Source organism: Leptothrix discophora (assembly GCF_030705305.1).
Classification (GTDB): Bacteria; Pseudomonadota; Gammaproteobacteria; order Burkholderiales; family Burkholderiaceae_C; genus Sphaerotilus; species Sphaerotilus discophorus.
Genome location: NZ_JAUZEE010000001.1, coordinates 786,145 through 805,965, shown reverse-complemented (window position 1 = coordinate 805,965; position 19,821 = coordinate 786,145). Strand labels below are relative to the sequence as shown.

Sequence of the window (19,821 nt, the reverse complement as noted above, 5' to 3'; positions counted from 1 at the left end):
CGGGCAGGTGTGCAGCATCCTTCATATGTATCAAGGATCGGCTCAGGGGCGCTCCTACACTGAACCGCAAATAACCCAGGCAGTTCCGGTTCGCTCTCATGTCCTGTCGTCCATCCCGGGCCCTGTTGCGCCTGGCCTTCGGAGCCCTGTCGCTGCTGGTCTGCCTGGGCGGTCCGATCGCGCGCCCGAAGCCTGCGGCCACGACGCCGGATCCGGCGCCGATGCCCTTGCCCTACATCGAGTCGATCGGCACGGACGTGATTCCGCGCGATGTCGTCGCCGGTCTGGCCCAGGACCGGCACGGCTTCCTGTGGGTGGCCACCGGAGACGGCCTGGTGCGGCACGACGGCCACGAGTTCCGTCCGCAGGAGCTGACCCATGCCGATCCGGCACGGCGCAGCGTCGGCTGGGTCCGGGCGCTGCTGCCGGCACGCGACGGGCGGCTCTGGATCGGGACCGAGTCACAGGGACTTGCCGTCCACGATCCGGCCGACGGCCAGCTGAGTCTGCGGCCGATCCGGCTGGATGACGCGGCCGATGCGGTGGGGGCCCACGCCATCGCGACCGGCCGGGCCCAGGTCCAGGCGCTGGCCGAGGACATCGACGGCGCGATCTGGGTCGGCTTCCGGGGCGAAGGCCTCGTGCGCGTCGATCCGGTCACCGGCCGCGGCCAGCGCGTGGCGGCAGAGGCCTTGCCCGATCGCCGCATCGAGGCGCTGCTGGTCAGCCGCAAGGGTGTGCTGTGGGTCGGCAACTGGCAGGGCCTGAGCCGGCATCTGCCCGGCTCGGACCGGTTCGAGCCGGTGCCGCTGCCCGGACAGGCGGCGCCAGGGCAGGGCGCCGCCTCGTCGCCGATCAGCCACACCGTGCAGGCCCTGCTGGAGACGGCCGACGGCCACATCTGGGCCGGCACCCGGGAGGGCGACCTGGTGATCGTCGACGGCGCACGCGGCAGGCCGCGGGTGCAGCAGGTCGGCGCGGACGCGCGGGGCCAGGCGCCGCATGCGGCCATCGCCAGCCTGGCCCAGGCCGCCGATGGCACGGTCTGGGTCGGGCAGGGCAACGGCATCGACCTGCATGCGCCGGACGGCCGCTTGCTGGGCCGGCTGCGCCACGAAGCCGGACAAGCCGGCGGGCTGGCGGCCGACGAGGTGACCAGCCTGATCGTCGACCGGGCCGGCTGGCTCTGGATCGGCGGCATCGGCGTCGGCCTGCAGCGCCACAACCCGGCCAACCGCGAGATCACGATGGTCGGCATCGCGCCGCAGCCCGGCCGCCGGCCGCGCGAGGCCGACGTGCGAGCGCTGCGGGTCCGTCCCGACGGCCAGCTCTGGGTCTCCTCGCTGGACGAAGGCGTCAGCGTGCTGGACACCGACCTGCGACTGCAGCGGCGGGTGACGCTGCCTCCGGGTCCGGCGGGCAGCCACGAGACCGTCGTCGCGATGGCCGAAGCCGGTGGCGTCCCAGGTGCCACCTGGCTGGCCACCGACACGCGGCTGATCCGGCTGGATCCTGCGGGCACGGCGTCACGCACGCTGCTGCACCGAGCCGGCGGCATCCACCAGATGCACGCCGGTCCGGACGGCGTGCTGTGGGTGGCGGCGCAGAACGGGCTGCACCGGCTGGCCCCGGACGGCCGGGCGCTGGAGCCGGTCCGGCGCGAGGACGGCCTGCCGCCGGTCGGCGATGTCTACGTGATCGCCGAGGCGCCCGATCAGGCCCTCTGGGTCGGCGGCGTGCAGGGCCTGATGCGCATCCCGCCGGGCGGGCACCTGCTGCGACCGGTCGCCGCGGCCGAGGGCGCGGGTCTGGCCAGCCCCATCGTGATCGACCTGCTGTTCGACCGCCAGGGCGGCCTGTGGATCGACACCGCCGTGGCCGGCCTGCACCATCTGACCGGCTGGCACGACGGTGCCGCCCGCTTCGACCGCGTCAGCCAGCGCCTGGGCATCGTCGGCAAGCCGTATGGCAGCAACCTGCTGGAGGACACGCGCGGGCGCATCTGGAGCCACCTGAACGTGCACGATCCGAAGGCCGACCGCATCGATGCGCTGACGGCCGTCGACGGTGCGCGCCTGGGCAACGGCCGCTTCCGGGTCAAGGCCGCCCTGCCGGATGGACGCCTGCTGTTTGGCGGCACCAAGGGCCTGATGGTGGTCCGGCCCGCTGGCTGGGACCGTTCGACCGACCGGCCGCCGCTGGTGGTCACCAGCCTGCGCGTCAACGGCCAGCCGCGTCGTTCCGGCCCGATTCCGGCGATCCTGAAGCTGGCGGCCGGAGAGCGCGACATCGCCGTCGAGTTCGCGGCGCTGGACCTGAGCGAGCCTCGCCGCTTGCGCTACCGCTATCGCCTCGAAGGCCACGACGAACGCTGGCTGGAAACCGGCGCCGACCTGCGCGTGGCCAGCTACGGCAGCCTCGATCCGGGCGACTACACGCTGCGGGTGCAGGCCACCAACCGCAGCGGCGTGTGGAACGCGCAGGAGCTGGCGATCCGGCTGCGGGTCGAACCGGCCTGGTGGCAGACCTGGCTGTTCCGGCTGGTCGTCGCGCTGCTGGTGCTCGCCGCCGCCACGCTGGCCTGGCAGTTGCGCACCCGCGCGCTGCGGCGTCGCCACGACGAGCTGGAGGTGCTGGTGAGCCAGCGCACCGCCGCGCTGGAGACCATGTCGCGCGAGCTGCAGGCCCGCTCGGCCGCGCTGGAGGCGTCCAGCCTGACCGACCCGCTGACCGGCCTGCGCAACCGGCGCTACCTGACCGAGCAGATCGACGCGCTGGTCGCCCAGGCCATCCGCCGCCATGAATCCCACCGGCGCCTGGGCACCCCACTGGCGGACGACGCCGACCTGGTCTTCTTCCTGGTCGACATCGACCATTTCAAGGACGTCAACGACCGCCACGGCCATGCGGCGGGCGATGCCGTGCTGCGGCAGATGCGTGAGCGCCTGCAGCAGGTCTTCCGGGCCGGCGACCACCTCGTGCGCTGGGGCGGCGAGGAGTTCCTGGTCGTGGCCGTCGGAACCTCGCGCTGGGGGGCGGAACTGCTGGCCGAGCGCATGCGTGCGGCGGTGGCCGATCAGGCCTTCGTGATCGAGGAGGGCGGCGAGGAGGGCGGCGGGAACGGCGGCGACAGCGGCATCGAGATCCGCAAGACCTGCTCGATCGGCTATGCCTGCCTGCCGCTGTCGCCAGCCTGGCCGCATGCGCTGGGCTGGCAGCAGGTGGTGAACCTGGCCGACGCGGCGCTCTACCGCGTCAAGGCGGGTGGCCGGGACGGCTGGATGGGGGTGGTCGAGGCAGACGCGCCCTCGGCCGAGGCCTTGCAGGTCCGGCTGCGCCAGCCGCTGGAAGGACGCGACGGCGGCGACACGGAGGTCCGCCTGACGATCCGGCGCCGATCAACGGCCTGACCGATCGGCCTGCTATAAGGTCTCTTTCAACCCAACCGAGGGGAAACCATGGGACTTTTCGATGCGGTCGCCGGCCAGTTGCTGGGCGCGGTCACGAATGCGGCAGGCGATGCGGGCGGCGCCCTGGGTGGCGACGCGCCGTCCGGGTTGCTGGAGGCCGTCGGTGGCCTCTTGAACAACCCGGAGACGGGCGGCCTGCAGGGCCTGATCTCCAGCTTCGAGAGCCAGGGCCTGGGCGGCGTGGTTCAGTCCTGGGTCGGCACCGGCGAGAACCTGCCGATCTCGCCCGAGCAGATCCAGTCGGTGCTGGGCAACGGCCAGCTGCAGGGCATCGCCCAGTCGCTCGGCCTGTCGCCGGAGGCCATCAGCGGCCACCTCGCCAGCCTGCTGCCGCAGCTGGTCGACCGCCTCACGCCGACGGGCCAGGTGCCCGATGCCTTGCCGGACATGTCCGCGCTGGGCGGGCTGCTGGGCATGCTCAAGGGCTGACGATCCAGGGTTGAGCATCCAGGGCTGAACACCCCGGGGCCGAACGAGGCCCAGACGCAAGAAAGCCGCCTCAGGGGCGGCTTTTACGCATGGTTTACGCATTTCGGGAACTTCTCATCGGGAGAAGTGGTGCCGGCAAGAGGAGTCGAACCCCCGACCTTCGCATTACGAATGCGCTGCTCTACCAACTGAGCTATGCCGGCTACGGCGAAAGACCGCGATTCTAGACTGGGAATCGATGGGAGATCAAGTGGTCTCGGCGTGAGGTCGGCGCAGCTCGTGGGCGCGGCTGCCGGCGGTGCCGGGCGGTCGGGCCAGGAGCGACGCTTCGAGGCGTGCGACCACGGCTGCGGCCTGGAACAGCGCCGCGCTGCGGTGACGGGTGATGCCCTTCTGGCGGGCGCCGAGCAGCTCGCGTGGCTGGCGCAGCAGACCCAGCGCAGCCTGCTGCCAGGTCTCGACGTCCTCGTGCAGACCTTCGAGCGCGTCGGCTGCGCGCATCAGCGCCGCGACCCGTCCGGACGGGTCGGCCCGGCCGCCCCGCGCCAGCACCGGCACCGCGGCGGCGAGCGCCTGGGCCAGCGGGTCGGGCAGGACGCCGTCGTGCCAGTCCGGCGCGAGCTGCAGGTAGAGGTCGGCCGCCATCAGGCCACCGTGGCGCAGCGCATGCGCGTGGCGAGCGGGCTCGACCGCGTGCAGACGTGACGGTTCGATCCCGGCGGCACGGGCGCGTGTCGCCAGGCCCTCGCGGGCGGCCGTGTCGACCGGCGCCAGCCAGAGGTGGGCCGGTGCGCAGGCGCGCAGCAGGGCGAACAGCCGGTCCAGGTCGGCCGTCGACATCGCTTCCAGCGGCGCCAGGCAGGCCAGCACCGGCGCCAGCGCCGGCAGGTCCAGGCGCTCGCGCCAGCGCGGCCGCAGGGCGCTGCCGGCCTGCAGGGCGTCGGGCGGTCCGGCGCAGGCCAGCGCCAGGGGCCAGGCGCTGCCCGGCACGTCGGCAGAGGCCGCCATTTCCGGGTCCTTCCAGCGGTCGAAGACCGCGCGCCTCAGCCCCGCCGGCAGGCGCGACCAGAGGCCCGGGCGTGCCTGCCAGGCGTCACCGTCGAGGTCGACCAGGGCGTCGGGTTCCAGGCTGAGGATCTGGCGCGCCAGCTCGGCATCGCTGCCGGCGCCCAGGTCTTCGGCGTCCAGCCCGGCCGGGGTCTCGACCCGGCCGTCGTCCTGCGGCGCCGACCAGTGCCAGATCAGCACCTCCAGCCGGCTGCGGTCATGGCGGGCGAGCAGGCTGCGCAGCCGGTCCTGGTGACGCGCCAGCGCCGCCGGCGAGCCGACGTAGGCCAGTCGGGGCCGGCGGCTGCCCAGCGCGCGCCGCTCCGGGGTCGGCATGACGACCGGGCGGACGGATGGGCGCAGCCCTGCCAGCGTGGGCCCGTCCAGCAGCGGTCCGAGGGCGCACCACAGGGCGGTGTCGGGGCAGGCGTCCGGGCCTGCGCCGGCGAGCAAGGTGGCGCAGGCCGTGGCGCAGTCGTCGTCCGGCGCACGCGCCGGGTCGCTCAGGCGCAGCAGCATCCAGGCTTCCAGGTCGCGCCGTGCCCGGTCGGCGTCGGTCCACGTCGTGGCCGCCTCGCCCGCATCGCCCGCCCTGGCCTCGGCCGCAGCCAGGGACTGAAGCAGGACCTCGCGAGCCCGCGGGATCTGGCCACGCTTGCGATACAGCGCGGCCAGGTCGGCGGCGGCGCGGGCGTCATCGGCGTGGTGCTCCAGGCAACGGCGCAGGCAGGCGGCGGCGGCATCGGTGTCGCCGCGGTCGGCATGGGCCTGGGCGGACAGCCGCAGCGCGCGCTGGTGGCCCGCATCGTCCTCAGGCAGCTGGCGGGCGCAGGCATCGAGGTAGGACAGCGCACCTTCCGGTTCCCCGATGCGGATCAGCAGCGCGGCCAGTGCCAGTTGCCAGGCCGTGTCGCCGGGCTGGTGGCCCAGGCCGTCGCGGTAGAGCGTGATGGCCCGCTCGACACCGTCGCGATGCTCATGCAGGTGCGCCAGGGGCCCGCGCACGGCCGCGTCCTGCGGGGCCAGCGCCAGCGCCCGTTCGAGCGAGTCCAGCGCGGCATCGGGCTGCCCGAGTTCGAGTTGCAGCAGCCCGAGGCTCTTCCAGCCATCCGGCCAGGCCGGCGCCAGCGCCGTGACCCGCGCGTGGCAGCGCGCGGCCCAGGCGGGCATGCCGGTGGTCTGGCCGATCAGGCCCAGCAGCCGCCAGGCATCCGGTCGCTGCGGATGGCTGATCAGCAGCTGGATGGCGTGGGCGCGGGCGGCGTCGAGGGCACCTTGCTGGCAGGCGGTGATGGCCTCGACCACACCGGCCAGGGCGTCGTCCGGCGCCAGCTTGCGCAAGGCATGGCGACGCGACGGGGCCCAGGCGGCCAGGGCGCCGGGCAGGTCCTGGACGCTCACCTGCGGCAGCGGTCCGAGGGCCGCCGGCGGCGCCTTGGCCGCGTCGCCGGGCAGCCACCAGACCGGCTTGCCCAGCGACCAGGCCAGCGTCGCGGCCTCGGGCTGGTCGGTCAGCAGGAGGTCGAGCGTGGCCATGCGGCGAGCCAGCAACAGGCGATCGGTGTCCGGCGCGCCCAGGTCCGGCCAGCGGCCGAGTCGACGCGCCCGGGCTGGGGCATCCAGGTCGACGACCGGATCGCGCCAGTGCCATGTGCAGATCTGCAGCGGCCCGGCCAGCCCATCGAGCAGATCCATGGCCGGCGCACCTGACGGGCCGTCGTCCAGGCAGCTGCCGATCCAGAGGGCGTCGGCGCGATCGGGCTGCCCTTGCGCATCGGCTTCGGCGAACAGGCTGGTGACCAGCACGGCGCCCAGGTGCAGGCGCGGCCACGGCCCTTCGGCCGGCGGTTGCAGCATCGACGGCAGGTCGGCCAGCGGGATCCACGCATCGACCGCGTCGATCAGGTCGGGCGGTGCGCCGGCCGGGTCGGGCAGGGCGTCCGGGTCGTCGCCGGGCGCCATGGGCCAGACCGCCCAGACGCCCCAGACGCGTGACAGCCAGTCGGCCTGCGATGAGGGCAGGCGCAGCAGCACGCGGATGCCGCGACCGGCGAGCGTGGCGCAGGCGTCGGCGCAGGCCAGGCTGGACGACGGATCGGCGCCTGCGAGGACCAGCAGGGCGCGCTGCGGCGCCAGGTCGGCACCGGACCACCGGGGCCAGGGCCACGGGGCAGCGGGGGACGGCGGATTCGGTTGTCTTGTCGACGACGACATGGGCGGCTGCGTGCGATCGGGTGGCACCGACGGGACATCGGCGCGATGACGCCAGCCTACGCGCGAGGGCGCAACGCCGACGGCCCGAAAAGGTCGGTGACCGTGCCCCTTCTGTGGACCGGGCTGGCGGCGCGGTTGATCTGGATCAGACCGGCGCCGCGTCGGCCGGAACCGGCAGAACACGCCGGCGAGGCGGTGCTTCGTGACCGATCGCACGCCGGCTGCGGCGGATCGGCACGTCCGGTGACCGCGGCGCGGAAATGCCGGCCGCGGCCTGCGCATTTCGCTCGATGGGGCATCTCAAGTTTCCGGCACCGTTGGCGATATCCCGACGAGCAAGCTGATTCCGGTCCGTCGGCAATCCGCTCATCGCCCAGTCAACGCAGGAAAGTCCATGGCCACCATCGTCCCCTCACTCACCACCACCCAGGTCGCCGGCCTGTCGACCCGTTCGATCGCCGCACTGACGACCGAGGACTGGGCAGCCTTCACCAGCGAGCAGATTTCGGCACTGTCCTCGACACAGGTGGCGGCGATCGAGACGGCCGATCTGGCGGTGATCACCACCGACGCGATCGCGGCGATGGAAACCTCCGACTTGCTCGGACTCAGCACCCGCCAGATGCAGGCCCTGACGACGGACCAGGTGGCTGCGTTCACGACCGAACAGATCGCCGGCTTCACCACCGCGCAGATCGCCGCGTTGACGAGCACGCAGATCGAGGCGCTGGGCACCGCCGCGATCGCCGCGCTGACGACCGCGCAGGCTGCGGCGCTGACCGCCCCGCAGCTTGCCGCCCTGAGCACGGACCAGATCCAGGCCATCGAGACCGACGACCTGGCGGCGCTGAACACGACGGCGCTGCGTTCGCTCGGGACCGATGCGATCGTCGCGCTGACGTCCGACCAGGTCGCCTCGCTGACCACGCGCCAGGTCGCCAGCCTGACGACGACCCAGGTCGCCGCCATCGCCACCGATGACATCGCCGCGCTGACCACCTCGCAGGTCCAGGCGATCTCCACCACGCAGCTGGGCGCCCTGGGCACCAGCCAGATCGCGGAGCTGACGACCGATCAGGTGTCGAGCCTGCGCACCCAGCAGGTCGCGGCGCTGTCGACCACCCAGGTCGCCGCGATCGAGACCAGCGACATCGCCGCGCTGACCAGCACGCAGGCCGCCGCGCTCAGTTCGAGCCAGCTCGGCGCGCTGGGCACGGACCAGGTCCAGGCCTTCGAGACCACGGACCTCGCCGCCATCCGCACCACCGCGCTGCGGGGCTTCGGGACCGCGTCGATCGAGGCCTTGACGACCGAGCAGGTCGCCGCGCTGACCTCCGGCCAGGTCGCCAGCCTGACGACCGAGCAGATCGCCGCCGTGGCCACCGACGACATCGCCGCGCTGACCACCGCGCAGGTGCAGGCGATCTCGACCACCCAGATCCATGCGCTCGGCACGGACCAGATCGCCGCGCTGACCACGGGCCAGGTCGAGCACCTGTCGACCCGCCAGGTCGCCGCGCTGACGACCAGCCAGGTCGCCGCGATCGAGACCGATGACATCGCCGCGCTGACCACCGCCCAGGCGGCCGCGCTCAGCAGTGCCCAGGTCGCGGCCCTGACCACCGAGCAGGTCCAGGCGGTCGAGACCGCCGACCTGAGCGCCATCCGGACCACCGCGCTGCGCGGCCTGCAGACGGCCGGCGTGGACGCGCTGACGACCGAGCAGGCGGCGGCACTGACCTCCGCGCAGGTTGCCGCGCTGACCACCACCCAGGTCGCGGCCATCGCCACCGACGACATCGCCGCACTGGGCACCGCACAGGCTGCCGCGCTGGGCACCGCCCAGGCGGCCGTGCTGGGCAGCGCCCAGGTCCAGGCACTGACGACCGAGAACCTGCAGGCCCTGCGCACGGCGGCGGTCCGCAGCCTCAGCACCGAGGCGATCGGCGCGCTCACCACCGACCAGGCCAGCGCGCTGACCAGCGCCCAGGTCGCCGGCCTGAGCACCCAGCAGGTCCAGGCCCTGAGCACCGACGGCGTCGCCGCGATCGGCACCGTGCAGGTCGCCGCCCTCAGCTCGCAGCAGGTCGCCGCGATGGGCAGTGCCCAGATCGCGTCGCTGTCCACCGACCAGATCGTCGCGTTGAACAGCCGCCAGGTCGGCGCGCTGAATTCCAGCCAGGTCGCCGCCCTGGGCACCGACCAGATTGCCGCGCTGCAGTCGGCCGACCTGCGTGGCATGACGTCCACCGCCATCCAGGCCCTGAGCACCGACGGCATCGCCGCACTCAGCTCGATCCAGGCCGCCGGGCTGACGAATGCCCAGGTCGCCGCACTGACGACGGGCCAGATCCAGGCCCTCGGCACCGAGGCCTTCGGTGCCATGGGCAGTGCCCAGCTGAACGCGCTGACGACCGCGCAGATCGCGGCGCTGACCAGCGACCAGCTGGCCGCGCTGACGACGGCCCAGGCCGCCGGCCTGAGCACCCGCTCGCTCGCCTTGCTCGGCACCGACCAGCTGCAGGCGCTGCTGACCGAGAACATCGCCGCGCTGACCTCGGCACAGGCTGCCGCGCTGACCTCGACCCAGGTGGCCGCGCTGACGACCGACCAGGTCCAGGCCTTCGAGACCGCCGACCTTCGCGCCATCCGCACGGCCGCGCTGCAGGCCATGACCACCGCCGGCATCGAGGCCCTGACCACCGCGCAGATCGCGGTGCTGACCTCGGCCCAGGTCGCCGCGCTGACGACCGACCAGGTCGCGGCCATCGCCACCGATGACATCGCCGCGATGACCAGCGCGCAGGTCCGTTCGCTGACCACCGCCCAGGTCGCCGCCCTGGGCACCGACCAGATCGCGGCACTCACCAGCGGCCAGCTGGCCGGCCTGAACACCGCGCAGATCGCCGCACTCGGCACCGCCCAGATCCAGGCCCTGCTGACCGACAACATCGCCGCGCTCACCTCCGCCCAGGCCGCCGCCCTCAGCAGTGACCAGGTCGCCGCCCTGACCAGCGACCAGATCCAGCTGATGGAGACGGCCGACCTGCGCGCCATCCGCACCGCGGCGCTTCAATCGCTGTCCACCGATGCCGTGGGCGTGCTCAGCACGGCCCAGGTCGGCGCCCTGTCGACCGCCCAGGTCGGCGCGCTGACGACGGCCCAGCTGGCCGCCCTCGGCACTGACAACATCGCCGCGCTCAGTTCGGTGCAGGCCGCCGCGCTGTCCTCGTCGCAGCTTGGCGCGCTGACCACCGACCAGATCCAAGCCCTCGAGACCGCCGACCTGCGTGCCATCCGCACCAGCGCGCTGGCCGCGCTCGGCACCGATGCCATCGATGCGCTGACCACCGCCCAGGCGGCCGCCCTCAGCTCGGCCCAGGTGGCCGCGCTGACGACCAGCCAGATCGCCGCCATCGCCACCGATGACTTCGCCGCGCTCGGCACGGCCCAGGTGCGTGCCCTGACGACCGCGCAGCTCGCGGCCCTGTCCAGCGACCAGCTCGGCGCGCTGACCTCGGCCCAGATCGCCGGCATGTCGACCGGCCAGATCGCCGCGCTCGACACCGCCCAGGTGGCGGCCCTGTCCAGCGGCAACATCGCGGCGCTGACATCGGCGCAGGTTGCGGCGCTCGGTTCGGCCCAGGCCGCCGCACTGAGCACCGACCAGATCCAGGCCCTGGAGACCGCCGACCTGCGCGCCATGCGCACCGCCACGCTGCAGGCGCTCGGCACCGATGCCGTCCAGGCCCTGAGCACCGCCCAGGCCGCCGCGCTGACCTCCGCCCAGGTCGCCGCGCTGACGACCACCCAGGTTGGCGCCATCGCCACCGATGACCTCGCCGTGATGGGCACCGCGCAGATCCGTGCGCTCGGCACCGCGCAGGTCGGCGCCCTGTCGACCGACCAGATCGGCGCGCTGACGACCGGCCAGATCGGCGGGCTCAGCACCACCCAGGTCGCCGCGCTCAGCAGCGACCAGGTCGCCGCGCTCGGCACCGACCACCTCGCCGCGCTGTCGTCTGCCCAGGCCGCCGCGCTGAACTCGTCGCAGCTTGCCGCGCTCGCGACCGACCAGATCCAGGCGATCGAGACCGCCGACCTGCGCGCCATCCGCACCAGCGTGCTGCAGGCCCTGGGCACCGACGCGATCGACGCGCTGAGCACCGCCCAGGTCGCCGCGCTGACCTCCTCGCAGGTGGCCGCGCTGACGACCACCCAGGTCGCCGCCATCGCCACCGATGACCTCGCCGCGATGGGCACCGCGCAGATCCGTGCGCTGACCACCGACCAGGTCGCCGCACTCGGCAGCGCCCAGATCGACGCCCTGACCAGCAGCCAGATCGGCAGCCTGTCGACCCGCCAGATCGCCGCGCTGACGAGCGACCAGATCGCCTCGATGACGACCGACAACGTCGCCGCGCTGACCTCGGCCCAGACCGCCGCGCTCAGCTCCGACCAGGTCGCCGCCTTCACGACCACCCAGGTCCAGGCGCTCGAGACGGCCGACCTGCGCGCCATCCGCACCGCCGCGCTGCAGGCCATGGGCACCGACGCGATCGAGGCCCTGAGCACGGCGCAGGTCGCCGCGCTGACCTCGGCCCAGGTGGCCGGCCTGACGACGACCCAGGTCGCCGCCATCGCCACCGATGACCTCGCCGCGATGGGCACGGCGCAGATCCGCGCCCTCGGCACGGGCCAGCTGGGCGCCCTGTCGACCGACCAGATCGCCTCGCTCACGACGGCCCAGATCCCCGGCCTGGGCACCGCCCAGATCGCCGCCCTCGGCAGCGACCAGGTGGCCGCGCTGTCGACCGCCAACATCGCCGCGCTGACCTCGGCGCAGACCGCTGCACTGACCTCGGCCCAGGTGGCCGCCCTGACCACCGACCAGGTCCAGGCGATCGAGACCACCGACCTGCGTGCCATCCGCACCAGCGTGCTGCAGGCCCTGGGCACCGCCGGCATCGAGGCCCTGACCACCGCGCAGGCCGCTGCGCTGACGTCGGCCCAGGTGGCGGCCCTGACGACCGACCAGGTTGCGGCCATCGCCACCGACGACCTCGCCGTCATGAGCGCGGCCCAGGTGCGTGCGCTGGGCAGCACCCAGCTCGGCGCCCTCAGCAGCGACCAGATCGGTGCGCTGACCACCGCCCAGGTCGCGGCCCTCGGCACCGCGCAGGTGGCCGCCCTCGGCAGTGACCAGATCGCGGCGCTCGGCACCGCCAACATCGCCGCGCTGACCTCGCTCCAGGCCGCCGCGCTGACCTCCACCCAGGTCGCCGCGCTGACCAGCGACCAGATCCAGTCCTTCGAGACGGCGGACCTGGCCGCCATCCGCACCGCCGCGCTGCAGGCCCTGCGCACCGACGTCGTGGCCGCCCTCGGATCGGCCCAGATCGCCGCGCTGACGACCGCGCAGGTCGGCGCGCTGACCACCGACCAGGTGGCGGCGCTCGACACCGCCGACGTGGCATCGCTGACGACCGCCCAGGCCGCCGCACTCAGCTCGGCCCAGGTCGCCGCGCTGTCGACCGACCAGGTCCAGGCCCTGGAGACCGCCGACCTGCGCGCCATCCGCACCGCCGCCCTGCAGGCGCTGGGCACCGCCGCGATCGAGGCGCTGACCACGGCGCAGGCCGCCGCGCTCAGCTCGGCACAGGTTGCCGCGCTGACCACCACCCAGGTGGCCGCGATCGCGACGGATGACCTGGCCGCGCTCGGCTCGGCCCAGGTGCGCGCCTTCACCAGCGCGCAGCTCGGTGCCCTGTCGACCGACCAGATCGCCGCACTGACGACGACCCAGGTCGCGGGCTTCAGCACCACCCAGATCGGCCAGCTCGGCAGCGATCAGGTGGCCGCGCTGTCGACCACCAACATCGCCGCACTCAGCACCGCGCAGGCGGCCGCGCTGACCTCGGGCCAGCTGGCCGCGCTTGGCACCGACCAGATCCAGGCCTTCGAGACGGATGACCTGCGCGCCCTGCGCACGGCCGCGCTCCAGGCCCTCGACACGGCCGGCATCGACGCGCTGACCACCGCCCAGGTGGCCGCCCTCGCGACTGCCCAGGTGGCCGCGCTGACGACCGGCCAGGTCGCCGCCCTCGCCACCGATGACCTCGCGGCCCTGGGCACCGCGCAGATCCGCGCGCTGACCTCGGCGCAGCTCGGTGCGCTGTCGACCGACCAGATCGCCGCCCTGACCACCGCGCAGATCCCCGGCCTGAGCACGGCCCAGCTGGCCGCCCTGGGCAGCGACCAGATCGGCGCGCTGTCGACCGCCAACATCGCCGCGCTGTCGGCGGTGCAGGCCGCCGGTCTCAGCTCGACCCAGCTCGGTGCGCTCTCGACCGATCAGGTCCAGGCGCTGGAAACGGCCGACCTGGCCGCCATCCGGACCGCTGCGCTGCAAGGCCTGACGACCGACGGCATCGAGGCCCTGACCACCGCCCAGGCGGCGGCGCTGACCTCCGCCCAGGTGGCCGCGCTGACCAGCACCCAGGTCGGCGCCATCGCCACCGATGACCTGGCCGCACTCTCGACCACGCAGCTGCGCGGCCTCGGCTCGACCCAGCTGGGCGCCCTCAGCAGCGACCAGATCGGCGCGCTGACCACCGCCCAGGTCGCCGGCCTGTCGACCGCCCAGATCGCCGCCCTCGGCAGCGACCAGGTGGCCGCGCTGTCCACCGCCGGCATCGCCGCACTGACCGGTGCGCAGGCCGCGGTGCTGACCTCGACCCAGGTCGGCGCGCTGACGACCGACCAGGTCCAGGCGCTGGAGACCGCCGACCTGGCGGCCATCAAGACCACGGCCCTGCAAGGCCTGACGACCGACGGCGTCGTCGCCCTGACCACCGCCCAGGCCGCCGCGCTGACGGCCGCACAGGTGGCGGCGCTGACGACGACCCAGGTCGGCGCCATTGCCACCGACGACATCGCCGCGCTCGGCACGGCCCAGGTCCGCAGCCTCGGCAGCAGCCAGCTGGCCGCGCTGTCGAGCGACCAGATCGGCGCCCTGACCTCCAGCCAGGTCGGCAACCTGAGCACCACCCAGATCGCTGCCCTCGGCAGTGACCAGGTCGGTGCGCTGGGCACCAGCCAGATCGCCGCGCTGACCAGCGCGCAGGCGGCCGCCCTCAGCTCGACCCAGCTTGGCGCGCTGACGACCGACCAGGTCCAGGCGCTCGAGACCGCCGACCTCGCCGCGATCAAGACCGCCGCGCTGCAGGGCCTGACGACCGACGGCATCGAGGCCCTGACCACCGCCCAGATCGCCGCCCTGACGACGGCCCAGGTCGCCGCCCTGACCAGCACGCAGGTCGCCGCCATCGCGACCGACGACATCGCCGCGCTGACGACCCAGGAGATCCGGGCCTTCACCAGCTCGCAGATCGGGGCGCTCACCAGCGACCAGATCGGCGCGTTGACCACGGCCCAGGCTGCGGCCCTGACGACGGCCGAACTGGGTGCCTTCTCGACCGACCAGATCGCCGCGATCCAGACCGACGACCTCGCCGCGCTGACCACCACGCAGGCCGGCTCGCTGAGCTCGACCGCGCTGGGCGCGCTGACCACCGAACAGGTCCAGGCCCTGGAGGCAGCCGACCTGGCCGCCCTCAAGACCGGTGCCCTGGCCGGCCTGGGCACCGACGCGATCGCCGCGCTGACCACCGAACAGGTGGCGGCACTCACCAGCCACCAGCTCAACGCGCTCAGCAGCACCCAGCTGCAGGCCCTGACGAGCGACGCGATCGACGCGCTGACGACCGCGCAGGTGGCGGCGCTGTCGACCACGCAGGTCACGCTGCTGACCACCGACCAGCTGGTGGCCTTGAGCACCGACGACATGGTCGCGCTGACGACCGCGCAGTTCCAGGCGCTGTCGACGACGCAGTTCCAGGCGCTCGAGACCACCGACATCGCGGCCATCTCGACCGCTGACTTCGCCTCGCTGCACACCAGCCTGGTGGCGGCCTTCAGCACCGACCAGATCCAGGCGCTGACGACCGACCAGATCGTGGCCTTCACGTCCAGCCAGATCAGCCACCTGTCGACCGACGCGGTCGTGGCACTGACGACCGAGCAGGTCGTGGCGCTGCAGACCGCCGACATCGCGGCCATGACGACGGCCCAGATCGCCGCCTTCGAGACCACCGACGTGGCGGTGCTGAGCAACGCCCAGATCGACGCCATGATCGCGGCCACCCCGATCGTGCTGGACCTGGACGGCAACGGCATCCAGACCGTCGCGGCCGCCCAGGGCGTGACCTTCGACGTCGATGCCAGCGGCACGGCCGAGAAGACCGGCTGGGTCGGCGGCAACGACGGCCTGCTGGTGCGCGACCTCAACGGCGACGGCCAGATCTCCGACGGCCGCGAGCTGTTCGGCGGCGGCACGCAGCTGGCCAATGGCCAGCGCGCCGGCACCGGCTACGCCGCGATGGCCGACCTCGACAGCAACCATGACGGTCAGCTGAGCCAGTCCGACGCCGCCTTCCGCGAGCTGAAGGTCTGGGTCGACCGTGACGCCGACGGCATCACGGACACGGGCGAACTGCGCAGCCTGGCCGACCTGGGCATCGTCTCGATGGACCTGCATGCGGTCACGGGCCAGACGGTCGAGAACGGCAACCTGCTGGGCCTGACCTCGAGCTACCAGACGGTCGACGGCCAGTCGCACCAGATGGCCGACGTGTGGTTCGCCAAGCAGACCGGCGTCGATGCGACGGCCCCGGTGGCGGCGACGACGACCTCCGTGCCCGTCAGCCTGCAGGACGTCCTGGTCGAAGCCCCGGACCACCTGCTGCAGACACCGGCCACGCCGACCGCTGCCGGCGCCGCGAACGAGACGGCGACTCACGCCGCCGACACCGCAGCGGCCGACAGCCAGATGGTCCACGCCGCCGTCATCCTGCCCACCCCCGACAGCAGCCTGGAAGACCAGCTGCGCAACACGCCGCTGATCTGAGCATGAACTGATCCTGCGAAGGGAACTGCCGCCGAGCCCGACGAGCCGTCACAGAACGGCCGCCGGCCGGCACCTCGAACGCCGCTGTCCGTCCCCTGGTCCGCCGCACGCCTCACGGGTGCGCCGGGCCAGGGGCGGCGCGGCGTCCGTCCTGGTGGGGCAAGCCGCGAACTGGCCCGCTCCCCAGCCCGTTTTTCGTGCTTCGGGCGGCCGGGTGCTCGCCAAGATCCGGGGTGTACAGGCGCACCCCCGTGCGCTGGAAAGACACCCTGCGCATGTCCGCCGCCACCCTCGAAGCACGTCCCCCGTCTGTCGCCGCCACCGCCGCGGCCGCGCCCGCGCCTGCCGTGGATCCGCGCGAGCGGCTGATCCAGGCCATCACGCTGCAGAACGCCGGCGAGCTCGACCGTGCGCGGGTGCTGCTGGAGGCCTACCTGGTCGATCAGCCGGCCGATCCGGCCGGGCTCTACTCGCTGGCCGTGATCCTGCTCAAGCAGCCCGACATGCCGGCTGCCCGGACGCTGCTCGACCGCGCCGTGCAGCTCGCGCCCGGCTACGGGCCACTGTGGTTCGCCCATGCCACGGCACTGCAGGGCGCCGGCGAGCGCGACGCCGCGCTGGCCAGCTACGACCGCGCGCTTGCGGTCCAGCCCGACTTCACCGAGGTCCTGATCAACTCCGGTGTCCTGTTGCGCGAGATGCTGCGCCACGCCGAGGCGCTGGCCCGCTTCGAGCGCGTGCTGGCGATCAAGCCGGAGCATGAGACCGCCTTGGCCAACTGCGCGGTGCTGCTGACCGACTTCAAGCGCAGCGAGGAAGCGACCGCGATGTTCGAGCGGCTGCTGGCCATCAACCCCGACTACGACTACGGCCCGGGCATGCTGCTCTACGAGCGCCTGCACCGCTGCGACTGGACCGGTTTCGACGAGCTGCGCACGCAGATCGTCGAGGGCCTGCGCGCCGGCAAGCGCACCTGCAAGTCGCTCGCGCTCATGGCCATCACCGACGACGCGGCCGACCACCAGCGCGCCGCCCAGCTGTTCTCGCGCCAGCGCTACCCGACCCGCGAACCGCTGTGGCGCGGCGAGCGCTACCGGCACGACCGCATCCGCATCGCCTACGTCTCGCCCGACCTGCGCGAGCACCCGGTCGGCCACCTGATGGCCGGCGTGTTCGAGCGCCACGACCGCCGTCGTTTCGAGACCATCGCGATCTCGCTGGGCATCGACGACGGCAGCCGGCTGCGTGCGCGCATGCAGGGCAGCTTTGACCGCTTCATCGACGCGCGCCCCTTCAGCGCGCCGCAGATCGCCCGGCTGATGCGCGCGCTGGAGGTCGACATCGCCATCGACCTGGCCGGCTACACGGCCGACTCGCGCAACGAGATCTTCTCGGAGCGCCCGGCGCCGGTCCACGTCAACTTCCTCGGCTACCCCGGCACGCTGGGCAACCCGCACATCGACGTGATCGTGGCCGACCGCCACGTCATCCCGCCCGAGCACCAGGCGCATTGCGACGAACGGGTGGTCTACCTGCCCGACAACTACCTGCCGGCCGCCGCCGGCCTGGAGATCGCCGAGCGCACGCCCACGCGCGCCGAATGCGGCCTGCCCGAGACCGGCGTGGTGTTCTGCTCCTTCAACCACGACTACAAGATCTCGCCGCCGATGTTTGCGACCTGGATGCGCATCCTGGCCGCCACGCCGGGCAGCGTGCTGTGGCTGATGTCGCGCGGCGCCGCCTCGCAGCACAACCTGCGCGCGGCCGCGCAGGCCGCCGGCATCTCGCCCGATCGGCTGGTGTTTGCCCAGCGCGTGCCGCGGGTCGAGGACCACCTCGCGCGCTACCGCCAGGCCGACCTGTTCCTCGACACGCACCCGTACAACGCCCACACCACCGCATCGGACGCGCTGCTGGCGGGCCTGCCGGTGCTGACCTACAGCGGCCAGTCCTTCCCGTCGCGGGTGGCCGGCAGCCTGCTGCACGCGGCCGGCCTGCCCGAGCTGGTCACGCACCGCGTGGCCGACTACGAGGCCCTGGCGATCCGTCTGGGCCAGCAGCCGGCCGAACTCGCCGCCTGCCGGCAGAAGCTGGCCGCAGCCCGCCCGACCAGCGCGCTGCTGGACATCGACGGCTACACGCGCAACCTCGAAGCGATCTGGATCGCGCTCTGGCGCGAAAGCCAGCTGGGCGGCGCCCGCGACGCGATGTCCGGCGCGCTGCGGCGCTGAGGCGCGTTCAGGCGCCGACCGCCTTGCACTGCTGCAGGCAGTCCGCGCAGCTGTCGGCGCAGGCCTTGCACTCGGCATGCTTGGACGCGTGCTTCTTGCATTCCTTCTCGCAGGCTTCGCAGGTCCTGGCCGCGACCTTGGCCAGGTCCTTGAGCATGCTGCCCTGCTGGATCGCGACCTTCTGCAGCGCATCGCAGATCGCCAGCATCTGGTTGACCGACTGGGCGCAGGCGGCCATTTCCTTGTCGCCCTGGCCCAGCAACACCAGGCAGTGCGCCAGACAGGCCTGGCCGGTGATGAGGCAGGCGCTCAGCGAGCTGACCAGTGCCTCGTTCATGCCGGCACCGTGGTGATGGTGGTGCGCATGCGGGTCCTTGGCCTGGGCGGCAGCGGCCGTGGCGAAGGCGGCCAACGCAGCGGTGCTGGCGGTCTGGATGAGGGTGCGACGATCCATGGTTTTCCTCCGGATGGTTGGATGGGCCGCGTCTTCAGCGGCCGTTTTTTCATTCTCACCGCCGCTGTCTCGGTTTTCCAGCTTGGGCAGCCGAGCGCGGGCTGACGCGCGTGCTCCGCCACTCCGACCGGATGGTTTCGTTCAGGCTGCGGCCTTCGCCCGACGCTTGGACGCCTTGCCAGGCAATTCCCCGGCCGACAGTCTCAGGCCGGGCATCAGCCGCAGGCGACGGCCGCCGGCTTCTTCCAGCAGGCCCAGCTTGCGCAGGCCGGACACCACGCGGCAGACCGTCTCCTGGGTCGAGCCGGTGATCGCAGCCATCAGGGTCAGCGGTGGCAGCTCGCAGGTGGCCAGTGCGCCGTCGGTTGGCGGGGCCGGCTGGCCGGCTTGCGCCAGCAGCAGCAAGAGCCGCCGCACCCGCTCGCCCACCGGTCCGACCCGCAGGCCGGCCAGGCCGGGTTCGGACTGGCGACGCAGCAGGGCGTGCAGCAGCAGCTCGCGCCATTCGGTGTCGCTCATGCGGCGCAGCGGGGCGAGTTCGCAGTCGACCAGCGCCAGCACGCGCCGTTCACCGGGCCGGACCTGGAAGGTCTCCAGCCCGATCAGGTCGCCCGGCTGCAGCAGTTGCAGGTCCTCGTGCGGGTCAACCGGGCGGCGGCTGATGGCCACGCCCGAGACCAGCACATGCGGCAGCACCAGCGTGCGGAAGGTGTCGATCTCCTGACCGGCCTGCAGCACGCGACGCGGCTGGACGGCGCCGGCACCGCTGGGCCGGTGGGCGGGCAGGCCGCCGTGGGCCGGGTGGCTGTCGTGCAGCCTCGGCGGGTGCAGCGAGGACGTGCCCAGCGGAGATGGACGCGCCAGACCCAGATGGACAAGGGAGGGCGCCAGGGCGCCGCTCGGGTTGGGAAGAACTTGCATGCCTGAGCTCCTGGACGGCGCACGACCGCAGGGGGCGGCAGCCGTCGTTGGGAAGAGGGTCGCGGCTGGCCTTGATCGGGCCGGCGG

7 protein-coding genes and 1 tRNA gene are annotated in these 19,821 nt (G+C 73.1%); 4 read left to right on the top strand and 4 right to left on the bottom strand.

The genetic code is table 11. From position 1 onward, the window contains the following. The first annotated feature begins 98 nt into the window (after positions 1-98). The gene (locus tag Q8X39_RS03525; RefSeq protein ID WP_305748224.1) at positions 99-3,410 is read left to right on the top strand and encodes a ligand-binding sensor domain-containing diguanylate cyclase; all 3,312 of its coding nucleotides are present in this window, start codon (positions 99-101) and stop codon (positions 3,408-3,410) included. 48 nt (positions 3,411-3,458) lie between these two features. Beyond that, positions 3,459-3,899: a YidB family protein gene (locus tag Q8X39_RS03520; RefSeq protein ID WP_305748223.1), complete on the top strand. Its 441-nt coding sequence runs from the start codon at positions 3,459-3,461 to the stop codon at positions 3,897-3,899. 127 nt (positions 3,900-4,026) lie between these two features. Here Q8X39_RS03520 and Q8X39_RS03515 read toward each other — a convergent pair. After that, a tRNA-Thr gene (locus Q8X39_RS03515) sits at positions 4,027-4,102 on the bottom strand. A gap of 43 nt (positions 4,103-4,145) precedes the next feature. Continuing rightward, on the bottom strand, positions 4,146-7,160 hold the full coding sequence (locus tag Q8X39_RS03510; RefSeq protein ID WP_305748222.1) for a tetratricopeptide repeat protein: 3,015 nt from the start codon (positions 7,158-7,160) through the stop codon (positions 4,146-4,148). Between the two features lie 394 nt (positions 7,161-7,554). Here Q8X39_RS03510 and Q8X39_RS03505 point away from each other — a divergent pair, with 394 nt between their 5' ends. Next, the gene (locus Q8X39_RS03505; protein ID WP_305748221.1) at positions 7,555-16,128 is read left to right on the top strand and encodes a heme utilization protein; all 8,574 of its coding nucleotides are present in this window, start codon (positions 7,555-7,557) and stop codon (positions 16,126-16,128) included. Positions 16,129-16,403: 275 nt separating this feature from the next. Then, positions 16,404-18,359: an O-linked N-acetylglucosamine transferase, SPINDLY family protein gene (locus Q8X39_RS03500; protein ID WP_305748220.1), complete on the top strand. Its 1,956-nt coding sequence runs from the start codon at positions 16,404-16,406 to the stop codon at positions 18,357-18,359. A gap of 7 nt (positions 18,360-18,366) precedes the next feature. Here the strand turns inward: Q8X39_RS03500 and Q8X39_RS03495 are convergent, their stop codons facing one another. Together Q8X39_RS03495 and Q8X39_RS03490 are read right to left on the bottom strand one after the other, a co-directional pair. Then, positions 18,367-18,813, bottom strand: coding sequence for a four-helix bundle copper-binding protein (locus Q8X39_RS03495; protein WP_305748219.1), 447 nt, complete (start codon positions 18,811-18,813; stop codon positions 18,367-18,369). 141 nt (positions 18,814-18,954) lie between these two features. After that, positions 18,955-19,734: a helix-turn-helix domain-containing protein gene (locus Q8X39_RS03490; RefSeq protein ID WP_305748218.1), complete on the bottom strand. Its 780-nt coding sequence runs from the start codon at positions 19,732-19,734 to the stop codon at positions 18,955-18,957. Between the last annotated feature and the right edge of the window lie 87 nt (positions 19,735-19,821).